This is a genomic window from Microvirga sp. ACRRW, assembly GCF_022346925.1.
Lineage (GTDB): Bacteria > Pseudomonadota > Alphaproteobacteria > Rhizobiales > Beijerinckiaceae > Microvirga.
The window spans coordinates 214,965-232,099 of record NZ_JAKRNJ010000002.1; the positions used below are offsets into that span (position 1 = coordinate 214,965).

Genomic DNA, 17,135 nt, shown 5'->3' on the forward strand with positions numbered 1-17,135 from the left:
CATGACCCAGGCCACTGCCACGCTGTCCGCGCCGGACGCCAAGCGCTTCGATGGAACCACCCTCGGGCTTTATGCCGCCACCGTCTTTCTGTGGGGCGTCAGCTGGATCGGCATTCGCGCGCAGCTCGGCGTCGTCGCGCCGGAAATGTCGGTGCTGTGGCGCTTCCTGCTCTCGGCCGTGCTCATGTGGGGCTGGGTGCTCGTCAGCGGCCATCAGGTGCGCTTTCCGCTTGCCGATCACCTGCGCTTCGCGGCCGTGGGCTGCTGCCTGTTCTCGTTCAACTTCATCTCGTTCTATTACGGCGGATTGAGCGTGCCGTCGGGCCTGCTCTCCGTGGTGTTCTCGCTCGCTTCCGTGTTCAACCTGGTGCTCGCCTTCATCGTCTTCCGGCAGAAGGTGGAACCGCGCGTGGCGCTGGGCGGCGTGATCGGCGTTGCCGGCATCGGGCTCCTGTTCTGGCCGGAGATCACGGGCGCGGGCTTCAACGCGGCTGCGCTGAAGGGGCTTGGACTCTGCGTGATGGGCACGCTGTTCTTCTGCTCCGGCAACATGATCTCGACGGTCGTGCAGCGCCGCGGCGTGCCGCTTCTGTCCGCCACTGCCTGGGGCATGACCTATGGCTGCGCGGTGCTGCTGACGCTAAATCTCGTGCGCGGCAATGCCTTCATCATCGAGCCGACCCTGAAATATGTCGGCTCGCTGCTCTATCTCGCCATCGGCGCGTCGGTGCTGGCCTTCATGGCCTATCTCACGCTGCTGCGCCGCCTGGGCGCCGCGCGCGCAGGCTATGCGACGGTGCTGTTCCCGATCATCGCGCTTGCCGTGTCCACTTTGCTCGAAGGCTATCAGTGGACGCTGCTGGCCGGTGTCGGCGTGGTGTTCGCGCTCATCGGCAACGTGCTGGTGCTACGAAAGCCCGCCGGGAAGTAGCGCTTACTCGGCGGCGACACCGTACACGGGTCGCGTCGAGCCGAGATTGTCGAGCGACTGCTTGATGTGGAAGCCGAGTGCATCCGCGAGCGGGTTCTCCTCGCCGCGCGCGCGGATGAGGCCGATCTTGCACGAGGGCAGGGCGGGGAAGCCGTCCGAGGGGCCGAGAATCCGCATGCCGGGACGCACGGCGCTTTCCGGCAGAACCGAGACCGCAAGGCCCGCGAGAACCGCAGCGCCGACAGCCGTCGAATGATAGCTCACATAAGCCACGCGGAAGGCCCGGTCGGCGCTCTCCAGCGCTTCCGTGGCCGAGTGGCGCCAGTCGCAGTTGGGGCGGCCTAGCGCAAGCGGAATCGGGGTCTCCTCGTGCACGCCGTGACGGGCAGACGTGACCCAGAGAAGCTGCTCGATGCGGACGATTTCGGACGGGCCGCGCCGGTCTACATGCGTGATGATGGCAAGGTCGATGTCGCCGTGCTGCACGCGCTCGATCAGGTTGTGCGTGGGCTCGCACATCACCGTCACCTCGGCCTTCGGATTGGAGCGCGAAAACCGCGCCAGGATCTCCGGCAGGTAACGGTCGGCGTAATCGTCGGGGAGGCCGAGACGCACGCGGCCCGTCAGCTCGTGGTCGGTGAAGGAGGCCATGCACTCCGCGTTCAGCCGCACGATCCGGCGCGCGTAATCGAGCAGCCGCTCGCCTTCGTCCGTGAGCTTGGAGAGACGCCCGTCGCGCTCGAAGATGGTCTTGCCGACCCGGTCCTCCAGCCGCTTCATCTGCATGGACACCGCGCTCTGGGTCTTGTGCACGATCTCCGCCGCACGGGTGAAAGACCCCGTATCGGCAATCGCCACGAAGGTCCGGAGCTGGTCGATATCGAGCAAATGCATGGCTTCTTCCTCCCTATCAATTTCAATGATGATACATATCTCAAACAATCGTTTCAAGTGATGAAAGGGGAATGGTATAGGTTGTAAAGGAGAAAATATTTTTCCTAATAATATCAAGTGCTTAAGGTGGAATGCCAGTGGAAGATCGATGGAAGATCTTTGGCATTTCTCTGGCACTTTTTGGAATGTTCACCGGCTTTTCTGAATGATCGTGAAAGCCTCTCGAGAGCGATAGGAGACCCGACATGACCCGGTCTGCAGCACCCGCCACGACCTTCCCCGGAACCTCCGTTCTGGGTCAGTTCGCGCGCGCGCTCATCTCCCTCGCGAAAGCTTTCAAGGATCGTCGAGAGGTCATGAACCTTGCCGAGTTCGATGAGCGCATGCTCAAGGATATCGGCCTCACGCGGGACGATGTGGTGAGCGCGCTCGCGGAGCCGCTTCACCACCAGCCGTCCTGGGTGTTGGTTCGATGTGTCCGCCGTGCGCCGCTAGCCCCGCGAGCCGAGGCCGTACGTCAGACACGACCGGTGGTTCGCCTTGTGAGCCGGGCTTGAGACTACTCAGGCTTTCTTGGAGCCGGTTCCCCAGGCCTCGTTGAGGATTGCTTGAAGGGACTTGAGATATTGCATCTGCATCTCATGTCCCTTTTCCGTCATCTCATTCCATGATGACGAAGGCGCGGGCTCCTGCGGCTTCTCGGGCCGGGGCATTTGCATGAAGCTCGTCATCATGTCCTGAAAGGGATTGGCGGCAGGCTTGCGCTCCGGCTCCGGGGCCTTCATCCAGCCGCCCCACAATTCCATCCAGGGATTGGACGCATCCTGTTTGGGCTTCTCGCCTGAGCCTTGCGACGTGAAGGTTTGGGCGGCCTGGGATTGCGCCATCATCCAATGCGATAACCCGCCCGCAACAAGGCCCGCGTAAAGGGGCAGGATCTGCTGCATGGTCTCGACGCCGATGCCGGCGAAATCCGCAGCTTGATGCGCAACGCGCCTGCTTGCTTCATCGGAGCCGAAGAGCTGGTCGAGCAGCCTCCGGCCTTCCTGCTCAGCTTGCGGAGTGAAGGCGCGTCCCGCCATCTGCCAGAAGTTCTGATAGCCGCCGCTCATCAGGGATTGCAGGAAGCGGTTGGGGTCGTTGGCGGTCATGGCGTGCTGGAGACCCATGATGAAGGCCGGCATAAGGGCCGCCATGGCTCTCTGCTGCTGATCGCCCGTGAGCTGGAACTGCCGAGCCAGAGCCTCGAAGCCCGTTTGGGTCTGTGCCTGTCGCATCAGATCGAACCAGTTGAACATGGCAGGCTCCTCGAATGCTTGGCGTTTCACTCGACCCCTCTAGGGGATAACGACAGCTTGCCTCTGCAACCGTCGAATTGTCCAGAACGCAGTAATGATGGCTGCGATCCCGAATACGATGGACCCGGCGCCGATGCCGAGCAGCGCGCCTTTCGGGCCGCCGATCTGAGCGCCGAAATAGGCAAACGGAATCATGCCCAGCGTCGCCCGCCCCCAGTTGAAGAAGGTAGAGAGCAGGGGATAGCCGAGATTGTTGAATGAGGCGTTGGCCACGAACACCAGGCTGATGAAAAGCCAGATGAAACCGCTCAGCTGGCAGAAGAAGCGCACAAGCTCGGCGGTGAGCGGCGGCGCGTTGAAGGCGATGACGATAGGCGTCTGCAGCAGGAACAGCAGCAGCCAGACGCCCAGGACATAGAGGACCATGAAGGTCAGCGAGTCCTTCAATGTCTGCCGCATGCGGTCATAGCGTCCGGCGCCCCAGTTCTGTCCCAGAACGGGGCCGATGGCGCCCGCCAATGCGAAGACGCCCGCGAAGGAAACCGGAACCACACGGTCGATGATAGCGGAAGCGGCAATCGCCTCATCGCCGAACTGCGACATGATGCCGGTGAAGAAGGCGTTCGCCGCAGGCGCCGCGAGATTGGTGAGGATCGCGGGAACGGCGATGGCGAAGAAGGGCCGCGTATCGCGCAGCACGGATTGCAGGCTGGGCCTTGCAAGCAGCCGGTGTGCGCGCGTGACATAAAGATAGCCGACGCCGAGATAAGCCACTCGCGCGAGATTGATGCTGATCGCGGCGCCGTCCGAATTCAATCCCATGCCGAAGATCAGGATCGGGTCGAGAAAAACCGTGACGACCGCAACCGAGAGCGTCGCGTACATGCTGCGCTTGGCGTCGCCTGCCGCGCGCAGGATCGTGGAGAACGCCATGCCGCCTGCCATCAGCACATTCGTCGGCAGCGCAATCCAGAGGAAGCTGTGCGCGACCTGAAAGGTCTTGCCGCTCGCACCCATCGCTCCCAGGATCTGAGGCAGGAAAGGCAGAACGATCAGGCTGACACCTAAGCCGATGGCAGCCATGAGGAGACTGCCCGAGGTCGCAAGCCGCCGCGCATCGTCATAATGGCGCGCACCGAGCGCGCGCGAGACGAGCGCGCCGATGGGGATCATCAGGCCCACATTGATGGAGACCGAGAAGAACATCACGACAGTTGCGATGCCCACGCCTGCTGTCATGCTCGGATCGTTGAGCCATGAGATGTAGAGCAGCGATACCAGATCGACGATGAAGATGGCGACCAGACCGGCAGCGCCCGTGCTGGTCATCACGAGCACATGGCGCATGGTCGAGCCTTGCACGAAAACCGGTGTCTCGGAGCGCGCCTTCGCCGTCTGCTCCGCGGATTGTGCGTCCATCAGACGACTCCCTCGCCGAGGATGTCGCGCGTTTCCGGGCTCAATGCCTTGGCTTTGCCTGTCGGTGAAGTGAGAGGTTCGGGTGCGATCTTGGCGCCCACCACAAGTTCGGCACCGCCCATGCTGCCGATTTCCTTCTGCAGGAAGAGACGCGCAATATCGCGCTTGCGCACATCCTGCGCGGAATTGGCGGCGAGTTCCGCCTCGATCCCAAGTTCCTCGAGGGCCGAGCGGCCGAAGACGATGGCGGATTCGAAGGTTTCGCGAAGCTGATAGTCGACGCCGATCTTCAGGAGTTCGACCGCATGAATGCGGTCGAAGGCGCGCACGAAACTGCGGGCATTGGGAAAGTTCTCGCGAAGAATCTCGGCGATCTTCCCGATAGTCTCGGGCTCGTCCGTGCAGACGCAGATCATTTCCGCTTTCTCGGCGCCTGCCGCGCGCAGCACATCGAGACGGGTTCCATCGCCATAATAAATCTTCAGGCCGAAGCGGGCCGCGTCGCGCACACGCTCCACATTGTTGTCGATGACGGTTGCGTTGATGTTCTGCGACAGCAGCACTTGATTCACGATCTGCCCGAAGCGGCCGAAGCCGATGACGAGAACGCGGCTCGAAATTTCGCCTTCCTGCCCGAGAAGATCGTCCATGCCATGTTCGTCCGCGCGCTCCGGCCGCGAGAGAAGGGCCTTCTCGACCAGGGTCGAGAAGATCGGGCCGAGCAGCATGGTGATGGCGGCAAGCGCCGTCACGGTCTGCGCTTCGCTGGAAGACATCAGTCCTGCGGCCATGGCGACGGGCAGGAGCACGAAGGCGAACTCGCCCGCGGTGCAAAGCAACGTGCCGGACCGCAGCCCTTCGCGCCATGTGGCGCCGAACAGGCGCGAGAGAATGGTGATCAGAAGCGTCTTGCCGATGATCACGACAGGGGCGGCAATTGCCAGCAGCACCCATTGCTGACGCACGAGCGCCAGATCGATGGACATGCCCACGCTCATGAAGAACAGGCCGAGCAGCATGCCGCGAAAGGGCTCGATATCCGCCTCCAGCTGGTGCCGGAAGTTCGACTCCGCCAGCAGCAGTCCGGCGAGGAACGCGCCCATGGCCATGGACAGGCCGACTTCCTGCATCAGCAGTGCAGCGCCCAGCACCACCAGCAGCGCCGATGCGGTCATCACCTCGCGGGAGCCGGTGCGCGCCAGGATGCGGAAGAACGGGTTCAGCCCGTATCGGCCGACCAGAACCACGGCTGCGATGGCGGCAAGGGCTTCAGCGGCGGCCAGGAGCCTGTCCGTAACCGAGCCTCCCTCGACCGCCGTGCCGGAGGCGAGAAGCGGCAGGATCGCGAGAATGGGGACGACGGAAAGGTCCTGGAACAGCAGAATGGCGAAGGAACGCTGCCCGTAAGCGGTCTGGAGATCGTTGCGCTCTCCCAGCATCTGAAGGGCGATGGCGGTAGCCGAGAGCGCCACCGCGATGCCCGTGACGAAAGCGGCGTTGGGGCTGAGGCCCACGGCAAGCGATGCCCCACCGAGGCAGAGCGCGGTGATGGCCAACTGGGCAAAGCCTAAGCCGAAAATGTCCCGCTTCATGGACCAGAGGTGGGACAGCTTCAGCTCAAGCCCGATGATGAAGAGCAGCAGGACGACGCCAAGCTCCGCGACCGTGGCAATGGTTTGAGGGTCCTCGACCAGACTTAAGCCCGAGGGGCCGATGGCGACCCCAGCCGCCAGATAGCCGAGGACGGCGGAGAGGCCGAGGAACCGGAAAACGGGCACGGCGATCACCGCCGCCCCGCAGAAGGTCAGGATGGGAGGAAGAAAGCTGACGTGGGAGGCTGCGCTGCTGGCCATCGGGCAATCGAAATCTCGTGAGGGGGTTACACCCTTTCTAGGGAGTCTTTTCCACGAGGGCGAGCCTTTCTTGGCGCATCTTGCCGCTATTCCTTCTCCCTTGCGGGAGGGATGGTCTGACAGGGGAGCGCCGAGACCAGTTGTGTCATCCCCGGCGAGCGTCAGCGAGGGAAGGGGATCCACGTTCAAGCGCTGCGCTATGGATTCCCTTCCCCTCCGCTGCGCTCCGGCCGGGAATGACACTGTAGGGCTGTCGCACTCTCTGAATGAGGCAAAGCAGCCAACCCGCGAATAACCGTCGCTCCCGCTTGACAGGAGGCGCCTCGTCTCGCCACATCGCGGGATCATGACGAAGCCAGCCCTCGACATCCTGCTCTGCGCCCCGCGCGGTTTCTGCGCCGGGGTCGTCCGCGCCATCGACGCCGTCGAGAAGGCGCTGGCGATCCATGGGGCGCCGGTCTATGTGCGCCACGAGATCGTACATAACAAATACGTGGTGGAAAACCTGAAGCGGAAGGGCGCGGTCTTCGTGCGGGAGCTCGACGAGATCCCCGATACCAACGCCCCCGTCATCTTCTCGGCCCACGGGGTTCCCAAATCGGTGCCGGAGGCGGCCCAGGCCCGGAATTTCTTCGCCATCGACGCCACATGCCCCCTGGTGACCAAGGTCCACCGGGAGGCGCAGGTCCACCACAAGCGTGGCCGTCACATCATCCTGATCGGCCATACGGGCCATCCGGAAGTGATCGGCACCATGGGCCAGCTGCCCGCAGGGGCGGCGACCCTGGTCGAGACCGTGGACGACATTGCCCGCCTCCAGCCTGCTGACCCGGAGAACCTGGCCTTCGTCACGCAGACGACCCTCTCCGTCGACGACACCCAGGACATGGTGGAGGCCCTGAAGCAGCGCTTTCCTTCCATCGTCGGCCCGCACAAGGAAGACATCTGCTACGCCACCACGAACCGCCAGGGCGCGGTCAAGCGCGTGGCGCCGCAGGTCGATGCCATGATCGTGGTGGGCTCGCCCAATTCCTCCAACTCGCAGCGCCTGCGCGAAGTGGCCGAGCGGGAAGGCTGCCCCGTGGTGCGCCTGATCCTGCGCGCCGACGATATCGACTGGTCGCTGTTCGGAAACATCCGCCGCCTCGGCATCACCGCAGGCGCCTCCGCGCCGGAGATCCTGGTGGAAGAGATCATCGACGCTTTCGCCGAGCGCTACGCGGTGTCGGTGGAGAGCGTGTCGACAGCGGACGAGAGCGTGTTCTTTCCTTTGCCGCGCGAGTTGCGTGAGCAGGCGGCGGAGTAAACAGTGGCAGTCTATACGGAAGTCAGCGACGAGGAGCTCGCAAGCTTTCTCGAAACCTACGATATCGGCACGGTACTCTCCTATAAGGGCATCGCCGAGGGCGTGGAGAACACCAACTATTTCCTCCACACCACGCAAGGTTCCTACATCCTCACGCTGTACGAGAAGCGGGTGAGGGAAGGCGATCTGCCCTTCTTCCTTGGGCTCATGCAGCATCTGGCGAACAAAGGCCTGAACTGCCCGCTGCCGGTCAACAACCGTGAGGGAAAGCCTCTCGGCCGGATCGCGGGCCGTCCCGCCGTCATCATCACCTTCCTTGAAGGCATCGCCATGCGCCGTCCCACGGCGAAGCATTGCGAGTCTCTAGGCCGAGCGCTCGCGCAGCTGCATCTCGCCGGTCAGGATTTCGCGATGAACCGGCCGAATGCGCTTTCGCTCGATGCATGGGCGCCGCTTTTCGCGCAGGCTGAAGCGCAGGCCGATACGGTTTCCGGCGGCTTGGCGGAGCGCACAAAGCGCGAGCTCGATCATCTGCAGGGTGCATGGCCGAAGGACCTGCCGTCGGGCATCATCCATGCCGATCTTTTCACGGACAACGTGTTCTTCATCGGCTCCGAAGTGTCGGGGCTGATCGACTTCTATTTCGCCTGCACGGATTCCTTCGCCTACGACGTCGCCATCTGCCTCAATGCCTGGTGCTTCGAGCAGGACGGGTCGTTCAATCTCACGAAGGGCCAGGCGCTACTTGCGGGCTATCAGGCCGTTCGCCGTTTGACGCCTGAGGAGATCGAAGCATTGCCGGTTCTGTGCCGGGGCTCCGCCATGCGCTTCATGCTGACGCGTCTGGTGGACTGGCTCAACGTGCCGCCGGGCGCGCTCGTGAAGCCGAAGGACCCGCTGGAATACGACCGCAAGCTCCACTTCCATCGCCATGTGAAGCACGCCCGCGAATATGGACTCGAGGCATGAGTGATCCTGGCATGAGCGATGCTGAACGCGTTCTGATTTATACCGACGGCGCCTGCTCGGGAAATCCCGGGCCGGGCGGCTGGGGCGCGATCCTGTTCTTCAAGGGAAGTGAGAAGGAAGTCTCCGGCGGCGAGGCTCACACCACCAACAACCGCATGGAAATCCGCGCCGCGATCGAGGGACTCAACGCGCTCAAGCGTTCCTGCGCGGTCGACCTGTTCACGGATTCCCAATATGTGCGCCAGGGCATCACGCAATGGATGCACAACTGGAAGCGCCGCGGCTGGCGCACCGCCGACAACAAGCCCGTGAAGAACGAGGATCTCTGGCGCGAGCTCGACGAGGCCGCATCCCGTCACGACGTGGCGTGGCATTGGGTGAAGGGCCACGCTGACGATCCCATCAACATTCGCGTCGACGAGCTGGCGGTGGCCGCCATGCAGCCCTTCAAGAAGAGGCGAGCTTAAAAAAGAAGCCCCGCTCGCGTTCAAGCGAGCAGGGCTTGATGTTCTGCGATTTGAGAAGGATCAGAGATCCTTCAGGATGTTCTCAGCGCCCGACACCTGCGCCTTCGACGGCGTGTCTTCCACGTTGATCGCCTTCACGACGCCGTCTTCCACCACCATGGAATAACGCTGCGAGCGGACGCCAAGGCCGAAGCCCGTGCCGTCCATGGTCAGCTTGATCGCCTTGGCGAAATCACCGTTGCCGTCCGACAGGAACTCGATGCCCTCTGCGCCGGAGGACTTGGCCCAGGCGTCCATGACGAACACGTCGTTGACGGCGGTCACGAGGATGGAATCCACGCCCTTCGCTTTGATCTCCTCGGCGCGCTGCACGTAGCCGGGCAGGTGATTGCGGTGGCAGGTGGGCGTGAAGGCGCCGGGAACCGCCACGAGCACGACTTTACGTCCTTTGAAGAGATCGTCCGTCGTCTTGGCGACGGGCCCTTCCGCGGTCATCACGCGGAAGGTGATCTGGGGAAGGCGGTCTCCAACCTGGATAGGCATGCATGATTCTCCGAAGCTCATCCGTCAGGATATGATGGCCTTCACTAGCGCGATGAATTGCCTGCGTCGAGACTCACTTGCGTCTCGACCGCCTTCTCGCCCGCAACAAGCGTGAGGGTGAGGGGAATTGGGCCGGATGCATCCTTCGGCTTTTCTTCCACCGTCACGGTGAAGAAGCGTGTCGTTGTCACGGCGCTGCTCTCGGGGCCGACCTTGGAGGTCGAGAAATACCAGTTCTCCGGCCCTTCCGTGAAGAGCGCGGGAGACGTGCCTGCCGGCGCGCGGACCGTGACGACGAAATGCGTTGTGCCCGCAGCGGGCGAAACAGCCGAGAGGATGGAGAGATCTGCCTGCTCGCCAAGCCCCTGCCGCCGTGGAACCTTGGCCATGGCCTGCTCGATGACAGCGCGCTGGGGCGCTGATTCCGTGAGCGCCACGCTCAGATCCGCATGAGCCGGGATGCAGATGTCCTTGCAGATCCCGTAATCGACGGCGAGCGCCAGCTTGATCGGCTTGCCGGTGTCCTTGGGCTTCACCAGAACTGGCAGGACGACATCGCGGCTATAGACATAGGCCACGCCCGCCGCATCCTCATGGCGCTTGGGGGCGGGCCATTGCACCTCCACGGAGGCGACATTCTCCGAGGCCGACCAGTCGAAGCTTGGCGGCAGGCCGGATTCGCCTGGGTTGCGCCAATAGGTCTTGAAACCCTGGTCGAGCTTGATCTCGATGCCGGAAAGCCAGCTTTCGCCCTGCCTGCCGCCGGACAAAAGCCGCACCTGCGAATGGAACCCCTGCGCCGAGGTCGACGCGGGAGAGGACTGTCCAAACGCGGAGAAGGAGGACAGGATCACGAAAATGGCTGATGCGGCAATGCGAAATGTCGTTGTCATGGAACTGACGCCTCCCTGAGGCGCTTCCTTTATGCGTTTTCTATTCGGGTCCGCCATCCACGATCCCGTGATCGGGTTGGCTTAGCCCAGCAGCAAGGCAGATTGCGAGATATGAGCTTTCAACAAGATCCCTATGGCGCCGGCTCCCCGTTCCTCGATGGGCAATTGCTCGTGGCAATGCCCGGCATGGCGGACGAGCGCTTCGCCCGTGCGGTGATCTATGTCTGCGCCCACTCTCCGGAAGGGGCCATGGGTATCATTCTCAATCGCCCTGCCGCAAACGTGAACATGCCGGACCTCCTGGTGCAGCTCGAGATCGTGCCCGAGATGGACCGCATCCACCTGCCGCAACAGGTGGGGCGCATGCAGGTTCTCATGGGCGGCCCGGTGGAGACGAGCCGTGGCTTCGTGCTGCACTCGCCCGATTACCATATCGCGCAATCGACCCTGCCCATCGATGACGGCGTGTGCCTGACCGCGACCATCGACATCCTGCGCGCCATCGCTCAGGGACGCGGCCCCCGGGAGGCCGTGCTCGCCCTCGGCTATGCGGGTTGGGGTGCGGGCCAGCTCGAAATGGAGCTCCAGGCCAATGGCTGGCTGAACTGCCCCGCCGATGCGGAGCTGATCTTCACCACGCCTGCCGATATCCGTTACGAGATGGCTTTGCGGCGCATCGGCATCGAGCCCGCAATGCTGTCCATGGAAGCGGGCCACGCCTGAGATTTTACGCGGCTTCCGTGGTTGTGGCGCCCACGAGCTGACGGGCCTGCGCGACCGACATCGGCTCACCGAAGACGGGGCCTTGCGCATATTCGCACCCGAGCTGGTAGAGCTCGATGGCTTCCGACTCGCTCTCCGCTCCTTCCGCGACGATCTCCATGCCGAGCTCATGCGCCATCTTGATGATGGAACGCAGGATGACCGGGTTGCCTGAAGCCATCTGGCGCACGAAGGATTCGTCGACCTTCAGCGTGTCGAACGGGAAGCGCAGCAGATAGGAGAGGGCGGAATAGCCGGTGCCGAAATCGTCGAGGGAGAGCCCGGCGCCGAGATCGCGCAGGCGCGCCAGCATCTGTGCCGAATATTCCGGGTTCTCCATCACGAGATTTTCCGTCATCTCGATCTTCAGCGAACCAGGCAGAACGCGTGTACGGGCGATCACGGTCTTCACATCCTGCAGCAGATCGTGGCGCAGGAGGTGATGGCTCGACATGTTCACGCTGGCGAAGATCGGCGGCTCGACCTCCAGGGCGCTCTGCCAGATGGCGAGTTCCCGCGCGGTCTGCTCCAGCAGGAACACGCTGAGCTTGACGATGAGGCCAGTCTCTTCGGCAATCGACATGAAGTCGTCGGGCGAGATGCGGCCCAGGCGCGGATGATCCCAGCGCAGCATGGATTCGAAACCGGCGATGGTGCGGTCTTCGAGGCGCACGATGGGCTTGAACAGCACCTTCATCTCGCCACGCTCGAGCGCATGGCGCAGATCGCTTTCCATGGTGAAATGGTCGCTGCGATCCGAGCGCATGGTAGGACGGAATACCTCGATGCGGTCGCCGCCGTGACGGCGCGCATGCGCCATGGCGATCTCCGCGTTGCGCAGAACCTCTTCGCGCCGCGCCGCGATCTGCGGATCATGCAAGGCAATGCCGATAGAGGCGGTGAGGAAGATCTCGCGCTCGGAGTAAGTCACAGGTGTCGTCACGATGCGACGAACCATATCTGCGAAGGCGATGATGCGGTCCGGCTCGCGCTCGGAGAGCAGTATGATCGCGAACTCGTCGCCCGCGATGCGCGCCAATGTGTCCTGCGGCTTCAGCAGGCGGCTGAGACGGCGCGAGAGCGTGAGCAGGATCGAGTCGCCGGCGGCATAGCCGGATTGCTCGTTAGCTTCCTTGAACTTGTCGATGTCGATCACGAGTACGGTCGGACGCAAAGAATCGTCCTGGCTTGCGAAGGTCAGCGCGGCCTCGAGGCGGTCGTAGAAGAGCTGGCGGTTCGGCAGGCTCGTGAGGTTGTCGTGCACGGCATCGTGCAGCAGGCGCTCTTCGGCGTTCTTGCTGGTCGTCACATCGGCCAGCGTGCCGACGATGCGGATGACTTCGCCGTCGGAGCCGATGACGGGGCGTGCCTTCAGGCGGAACCAGTGATGTGCGTTCGAGGAGGAGCGCAGTCGGAAATCCTGCACGAGGCGGCCACGGCGCTGCTCGATGACGGTGTCGAGAGCGAGCCGGTAGCGGTCCTTGTCGAAGGGGTGGATCAGGTCGAGCCATGCGGAGGCGGGACCTTCGAGCGCGCCGCGCTTCAGGGCGAGCTGATGCTCGATCTCGGGGCTGACGAAGATGTTGTCGGAGACCACGTCCCAATCGAACACGATGTCGCCCGCGCCTGCGAGGGCCAGCGCCCGGCGCTCGGTGTCGTTGACGAAGCCGCGAGCGAAACCGCCGCCGGCAAAGGCATGCTGCATCACGGTGAAACCGATGAGCATGACGATGAGCACGAGGCCGCCGACGAGGGCAGGGGGCACGAGGTCGGAGGACAGCTGGCCGATCACCGTGAAGCTCGCCGCCACCGTCCATGCGATCAGCAGAAGCCAGGTGGGCACGAGCATGATGGCGCGGTCATAGCCGTGGGTCGCCAGATGAATCACGAGCACGAAGCCGATGCCTGCCACCGCAGCAATCGACATGCGCGCCACGCCGGAAGCCACAGATGCATCGACGATGGCGAGCATCAGGAGCGCGCCCAGGAAGGCGAGCCAGAAGGCTGTCACATGGCTGTAGCGCACATGCCAGCGGTTCAGGTTGAGATAGGCGAAGAGGAACACGAGCAGCGTTGCCGCGAGCACCGCCTCTGCACCCGCGCGATAGATCTGTTCGGTGACCTCGGAGATCGGAAATACGCGCTGGAAGAAGCCGAAATCGATGCTGGCATAGGCCAGAACCGCCCAGGCCAGGGCTGCGGCTGCGGGGAAGATGAGGGCGCCCTTCACCACGAACACGATGGTGAGGAACAGAGCGAGCAGGCCCGCGATGCCGATGATGATGCCCTTGTAGAGCGTCAGCCCGTTCACGCGCTCCTTGTAGGCGTCTCCGTCCCAGAGATGGAGCTGGGGCAGGTTGTCGGTGCGCAGCTCGGCCACGAAGGTGACGGTGGTGCCGGGATCGAGCGTGATGAGGAACACGTCCGCGTCCGGGCTGTCATCGCGTTCGGGGCGAATGCCCTGGCTCGCCGTGATGGCGGCGAGGCGCGAAGCGCCGAGGTCGGGCCAGATGACGCCGGAGCTGGTGAGCCGGAAATGCGGGGCGACCAGGAGGCGGTCCACCTGCTCGTCGGTGTCGTTGGTGAGTGCGAAGACGATCCAGTCCGGACGGGTGCCGGATTCGCGTGCCTTCACGGCGATGCGGCGGACGATGCCGTCGCGGCCCGGAGCCGTGGAGATGCGGATTTCGTCGCCGTCCGACTTGTAGCGCTCGATGGCGGGCGTGAGGTCGATGGCCTTCACCTTGGGGTCGACGCGCACGGATTCCACCGCCCAGCCGCTCGTTGGCAAGGCCAGCCCCAAAAACGCCGCCAGAAGGAAGGCTATGGCGAAAGATACGATACGCACCGCTTCGGTTCTTTCGTCCGGTCCAAAAGTCGAAGGCGAATTGGTACCGGTCAGGGAGCTTGAGGGCAAGCCGAAGCCTTAACCAGCCCCCACTTGTCCGCATGACTCAGTTTTTATCGTTAACCACGCGCATGGAGGCCCTTTGCGGCGGGATTGAGGAGAAATGGACATAACGTAGCGGAATGCGCGGGCTCAAATCAGCCGCGCAGGCCCGCCGTAATGGCATCGAGGGAGGGCAGGCCCTTGATGGGGCCGATGGCCGCGACGGTCGGCGCCCCTTGCAGGAGGCGGCGGCCTGCTTCGCGCACATGCTCCTGGTCGAGAGCGTCCACCTTCTTGACGATCTCGTCGCTGCCGACGATGCGGCCCCAGGACAGGAGCTGGCGCGCCATGCGCTCGATCCGTCCGCCGGGTGTCTCAAGCGCCGTCAGCAGGGCCACCTTCATCTGCGCCTTGGCGCGGATCATCTCGATCTCGCTGATGTCGGTCGTGGCCTGACGCATGCAGTCGAGGGTGACTTTGGCGAGTTCCTTCACATCCGATCCGGCCGTGCCCGCGCCGATGCCGAACAGGCCGCAATCGGAGAAGGGCCAGTGGAAGGAATCGATGGAATAGGCGAGGCCACGCGTCTCGCGCACTTCGTGCCACAGGCGCGACGTGAGGCCGCCGCCGAGGATATGAGCAAAGAGATGCGCGCCGTAATAGCCAGGGTCCTTGAACGACAGGCCCGGCAGGCCGAGCACGATGTTGGCCTGTTCGAGCTTGCGCTGGATGCGCCGCTCGCCGCCCGTGTAATGTCCCGATTCCGGCTCACGGATGTCGGCGGCGGGCATCGCGCCGAAAAGGCGCTCCGCCGTCTCCACGATCTGCGCGTGATCGACATTGCCCGCAGCGGCGAGCACCATCTTCGATGGAATGTATTCGCGGGCGAGAAACGCGCGGATCGTATCCTGGTCGAAGCTCTTGATCGTGTCCGGCGTGCCGAGGATCGGACGGCCGACGGGCTGGGCCGCGAAGGCCGTTTCCATGAAGGCGTCGTAGATCAGATCGTCGGGCGTATCCTCGACAGCGGCGTATTCCTGCAGGATCACGCTCTTTTCGCGGGCAAGCTCCGCTTCGTCGTAAGCGGAGTTGATGAGAATGTCGCCCAGCACGTCGAGGGCGACGTCCACGTTCTCGCCCAACACGCGCGCGGTGTAGCTCGTATATTCGACGCTGGTCGCGGCGTTGATGTCGCCGCCCACATTCTCGATGTCTTCCGCGATCTGTCGCGCGGAGCGGCGCGCCGTGCCCTTGAAGGCCATGTGCTCAATGAGGTGCGACAGGCCGTGCTCGTGCGCCTGCTCATGCCGCGAGCCGGTGCCGACCCACACGCCGAGGGTGGCGGTGGCGATCTCCGGCATATGCTCGGTCGCGACCGTCAGGCCGTTGGCGAGCCTCGTGATGTCGACGCGCTTCTCGCGGACGAAATGCTCGTTCATGCAGCAGCGCCTTTGATCGCGCGGGCGCGCTCGCGGATGAAGCGCTCGATGGCCGATTGGTCGTTGGGAAGAACCGAGAAGCTCTCCTTGCGCTCCATCAGATCCGCCATGTGCGCCGGGAGCGCGGAGCGGATGCCTGTCGCGCGCTCGACCGCATCCGGGAACTTGGCGGGATGCGCGGTGGAGAGCGCGACCACGGGCACTTCCGGCTTGTCCTTCAAGAGCGCGCGTGCGGCACGCGTGCCGACGGCGCTGTGCGGATCGAGAACGTAACCGGTGTTGCGATAGGTCTGCGCCATCTCGTCGGCGACATTCGCCTCGTTCACGGCATGCGCTGAAAACTCCTCGCGGATGCGCGCGAGCGGGCCTGCATCGATGGTAAACGAACGCGACTGGTTGAGGCTCGCCATCAGGCGGCGGATCGCTTCGCCGTCGCGGCCGTAAGATTCGAACAGCAGGCGCTCGAAATTCGAGGAGATCTGGATGTCCATCGACGGCGAGGTCGTGGCCTCGACGCCCTTCATCTCGTAGGTGCCGGTGTTCAGCGTGCGCGCGAGAATGTCGTTGGCGTTGGTGCCGATCATCAGGCGGTCGATGGGAAGACCCATCTTCTTGGCGACCCAGCCCGCGAGAATGTCGCCGAAATTGCCGGTGGGCACGGAGAAGGAGACGGGGCGATGCGGACCGCCGAGGGCGGCGGCAGCGGTGAAGTAGTACACGGCCTGCGCCGCCACGCGCGCCCAGTTGATGGAGTTCACGCCCGAGAGCTGCAGCTCGTCGCGGAAGCGGGAATTGCTGAACATGGCCTTCACCATGTTCTGGCAGTCGTCGAACGTGCCTTCCACCGCGAGCGCATGCACGTTGGGCGAGGCCACCGTCGTCATCTGGCGGCGCTGCACGTCCGACACGCGGCCATGCGGATAGAGGATGAAGATGTCGACCTGATCGAGGCCCTTGAATGCCTCGACCGCCGCGCTGCCCGTATCGCCCGAGGTCGCGCCGACGATGGTGGCGCGGGCGCCGCGGTTTTTAAGCACATGATCCATGAGACGGCCGAGCAGCTGCATCGCCACGTCCTTGAAGGCGAGCGTCGGGCCGTGGAAGAGTTCGAGCAGGAAGAGGTTGTCGTCGAGCTGCGTCAGCGGGCAGACGGCATCGTGCCGGAACGAGGCGTAAGATTCGTCGATCATGCGGCTGAGATCGGCAGCGGGAATGTCGCCATCCACCAGCGGGCCGAGCACGGCTTTGGCTACATCCGCATAGGATTTTCCGGCAAAGCCTTTGATCGTCTCCGTCGTCAGGCTCGGCCATTTTTCCGGCATGTAGAGGCCGCCGTCCCTGGCGAGGCCGGCCAGAAGCGCATCGGAAAAGCCAAGCGCGGGGGCTTCCCCGCGGGTCGAGACATGGAGCACGGTCTATCTCCTGGAAATTCGGGCGGACATTAGGAGGATGAGCCGGTTGCGGCAAGCCG

General features: G+C 63.6%; 15 protein-coding genes. 6 read left to right on the top strand and 9 right to left on the bottom strand.

What is annotated here, in order from left to right; genetic code table 11:
• Position 1: 1 nt before the first annotated feature.
• Complete coding sequence (locus tag MHY87_RS05250) at positions 2-931, top strand: DMT family transporter (RefSeq protein WP_239350114.1); 930 nt, start codon at positions 2-4, stop codon at positions 929-931.
• Positions 932-934: 3 nt separating this feature from the next.
• Here the strand turns inward: MHY87_RS05250 and MHY87_RS05255 are convergent, their stop codons facing one another.
• On the bottom strand, positions 935-1,825 hold the full coding sequence (locus tag MHY87_RS05255; protein WP_239350116.1) for a LysR substrate-binding domain-containing protein: 891 nt from the start codon (positions 1,823-1,825) through the stop codon (positions 935-937).
• A 245-nt stretch (positions 1,826-2,070) separates the two neighbouring features.
• On the opposite strand from MHY87_RS05255, the gene MHY87_RS05260 reads away from it, so the two are divergent.
• The gene (locus MHY87_RS05260) at positions 2,071-2,382 is read left to right on the top strand and encodes a DUF1127 domain-containing protein (protein WP_239350118.1); all 312 of its coding nucleotides are present in this window, start codon (positions 2,071-2,073) and stop codon (positions 2,380-2,382) included.
• 6 nt (positions 2,383-2,388) lie between these two features.
• On the opposite strand, the gene MHY87_RS05265 is transcribed toward MHY87_RS05260, so the two are convergent.
• From MHY87_RS05265 to MHY87_RS05275, 3 genes are read right to left on the bottom strand one after another with little or no spacing between them, the layout of a single operon-like run.
• A complete protein-coding gene (locus tag MHY87_RS05265; protein ID WP_239350120.1) occupies positions 2,389-3,153 on the bottom strand; it encodes a DUF937 domain-containing protein in 765 nt (254 codons plus the stop codon).
• 9 nt (positions 3,154-3,162) lie between these two features.
• Positions 3,163-4,542 carry an MATE family efflux transporter gene (locus MHY87_RS05270; RefSeq protein ID WP_239350122.1) on the bottom strand — a complete coding sequence of 460 codons (1,380 nt, stop codon included), beginning with the start codon at positions 4,540-4,542 and terminating at the stop codon, positions 3,163-3,165.
• Positions 4,542-6,395 (bottom strand): monovalent cation:proton antiporter-2 (CPA2) family protein, encoded by a 1,854-nt coding sequence (locus MHY87_RS05275; protein WP_239350124.1) that lies wholly within the window; start codon positions 6,393-6,395, stop codon positions 4,542-4,544. The genes MHY87_RS05270 and MHY87_RS05275 overlap by 1 nt, the downstream gene beginning before the upstream one ends.
• A 346-nt stretch (positions 6,396-6,741) precedes the next feature.
• On the opposite strand from MHY87_RS05275, the gene ispH reads away from it, so the two are divergent.
• Genes ispH through rnhA form a run of 3 tightly spaced genes read left to right on the top strand, consistent with a single transcriptional unit; the run spans position 6,742 to position 9,137 of the window.
• Positions 6,742-7,701 (top strand): 4-hydroxy-3-methylbut-2-enyl diphosphate reductase, encoded by a 960-nt coding sequence (ispH, locus tag MHY87_RS05280; RefSeq protein WP_239350126.1) that lies wholly within the window; start codon positions 6,742-6,744, stop codon positions 7,699-7,701.
• Positions 7,702-7,704: 3 nt separating this feature from the next.
• The gene (locus MHY87_RS05285; protein ID WP_239350128.1) at positions 7,705-8,670 is read left to right on the top strand and encodes a homoserine kinase; all 966 of its coding nucleotides are present in this window, start codon (positions 7,705-7,707) and stop codon (positions 8,668-8,670) included.
• An 11-nt stretch (positions 8,671-8,681) separates the two neighbouring features.
• Positions 8,682-9,137 carry a ribonuclease HI gene (rnhA, locus tag MHY87_RS05290; protein WP_239350130.1) on the top strand — a complete coding sequence of 152 codons (456 nt, stop codon included), beginning with the start codon at positions 8,682-8,684 and terminating at the stop codon, positions 9,135-9,137.
• A 60-nt stretch (positions 9,138-9,197) separates the two neighbouring features.
• On the opposite strand, the gene MHY87_RS05295 is transcribed toward rnhA, so the two are convergent.
• Both MHY87_RS05295 and MHY87_RS05300 read right to left on the bottom strand, forming a co-directional pair.
• Positions 9,198-9,680, bottom strand: a complete 483-nt coding sequence (locus MHY87_RS05295) for a peroxiredoxin (RefSeq protein ID WP_239350132.1) — start codon at positions 9,678-9,680, stop codon at positions 9,198-9,200.
• A gap of 44 nt (positions 9,681-9,724) precedes the next feature.
• Positions 9,725-10,573 carry a protein-disulfide reductase DsbD domain-containing protein gene (locus MHY87_RS05300; RefSeq protein ID WP_239350134.1) on the bottom strand — a complete coding sequence of 283 codons (849 nt, stop codon included), beginning with the start codon at positions 10,571-10,573 and terminating at the stop codon, positions 9,725-9,727.
• Positions 10,574-10,684: 111 nt separating this feature from the next.
• On the opposite strand from MHY87_RS05300, the gene MHY87_RS05305 reads away from it, so the two are divergent.
• A complete protein-coding gene (locus MHY87_RS05305) occupies positions 10,685-11,296 on the top strand; it encodes a YqgE/AlgH family protein (RefSeq protein WP_239350136.1) in 612 nt (203 codons plus the stop codon).
• A 4-nt stretch (positions 11,297-11,300) separates the two neighbouring features.
• Here the strand turns inward: MHY87_RS05305 and MHY87_RS05310 are convergent, their stop codons facing one another.
• The 3 genes from MHY87_RS05310 to thrC form a co-directional block, all read right to left on the bottom strand.
• A complete protein-coding gene (locus MHY87_RS05310) occupies positions 11,301-14,183 on the bottom strand; it encodes an EAL domain-containing protein (RefSeq protein ID WP_370644843.1) in 2,883 nt (960 codons plus the stop codon).
• A gap of 197 nt (positions 14,184-14,380) precedes the next feature.
• Positions 14,381-15,664: a pitrilysin family protein gene (locus tag MHY87_RS05315; RefSeq protein ID WP_239350138.1), complete on the bottom strand. Its 1,284-nt coding sequence runs from the start codon at positions 15,662-15,664 to the stop codon at positions 14,381-14,383.
• Positions 15,661-17,076 carry a threonine synthase gene (thrC, locus tag MHY87_RS05320; protein WP_239350140.1) on the bottom strand — a complete coding sequence of 472 codons (1,416 nt, stop codon included), beginning with the start codon at positions 17,074-17,076 and terminating at the stop codon, positions 15,661-15,663. Before thrC ends, MHY87_RS05315 begins: the two co-directional genes overlap by 4 nt.
• Positions 17,077-17,135: the final 59 nt, after the last annotated feature.

What these genes read in the sequence shown, in the direction of transcription:
- MHY87_RS05250 (WP_239350114.1), top strand. Translation starts at nt 2, where the DNA reads ATGACCCAGGCCACTGCCACGCTGTCCGCGCCGGACGCCAAGCGCTTC.
- MHY87_RS05255 (WP_239350116.1), bottom strand. Translation starts at nt 1,825, where the DNA reads ATGCATTTGCTCGATATCGACCAGCTCCGGACCTTCGTGGCGATTGCC.
- MHY87_RS05260 (WP_239350118.1), top strand. Translation starts at nt 2,071, where the DNA reads ATGACCCGGTCTGCAGCACCCGCCACGACCTTCCCCGGAACCTCCGTT.
- MHY87_RS05270 (WP_239350122.1), bottom strand. Translation starts at nt 4,542, where the DNA reads ATGGACGCACAATCCGCGGAGCAGACGGCGAAGGCGCGCTCCGAGACA.
- MHY87_RS05275 (WP_239350124.1), bottom strand. Translation starts at nt 6,395, where the DNA reads ATGGCCAGCAGCGCAGCCTCCCACGTCAGCTTTCTTCCTCCCATCCTG.
- ispH (WP_239350126.1), top strand. Translation starts at nt 6,742, where the DNA reads ATGACGAAGCCAGCCCTCGACATCCTGCTCTGCGCCCCGCGCGGTTTC.
- rnhA (WP_239350130.1), top strand. Translation starts at nt 8,682, where the DNA reads ATGAGCGATGCTGAACGCGTTCTGATTTATACCGACGGCGCCTGCTCG.
- MHY87_RS05295 (WP_239350132.1), bottom strand. Translation starts at nt 9,680, where the DNA reads ATGCCTATCCAGGTTGGAGACCGCCTTCCCCAGATCACCTTCCGCGTG.
- MHY87_RS05300 (WP_239350134.1), bottom strand. Translation starts at nt 10,573, where the DNA reads ATGACAACGACATTTCGCATTGCCGCATCAGCCATTTTCGTGATCCTG.
- MHY87_RS05305 (WP_239350136.1), top strand. Translation starts at nt 10,685, where the DNA reads ATGAGCTTTCAACAAGATCCCTATGGCGCCGGCTCCCCGTTCCTCGAT.
- MHY87_RS05315 (WP_239350138.1), bottom strand. Translation starts at nt 15,664, where the DNA reads ATGAACGAGCATTTCGTCCGCGAGAAGCGCGTCGACATCACGAGGCTC.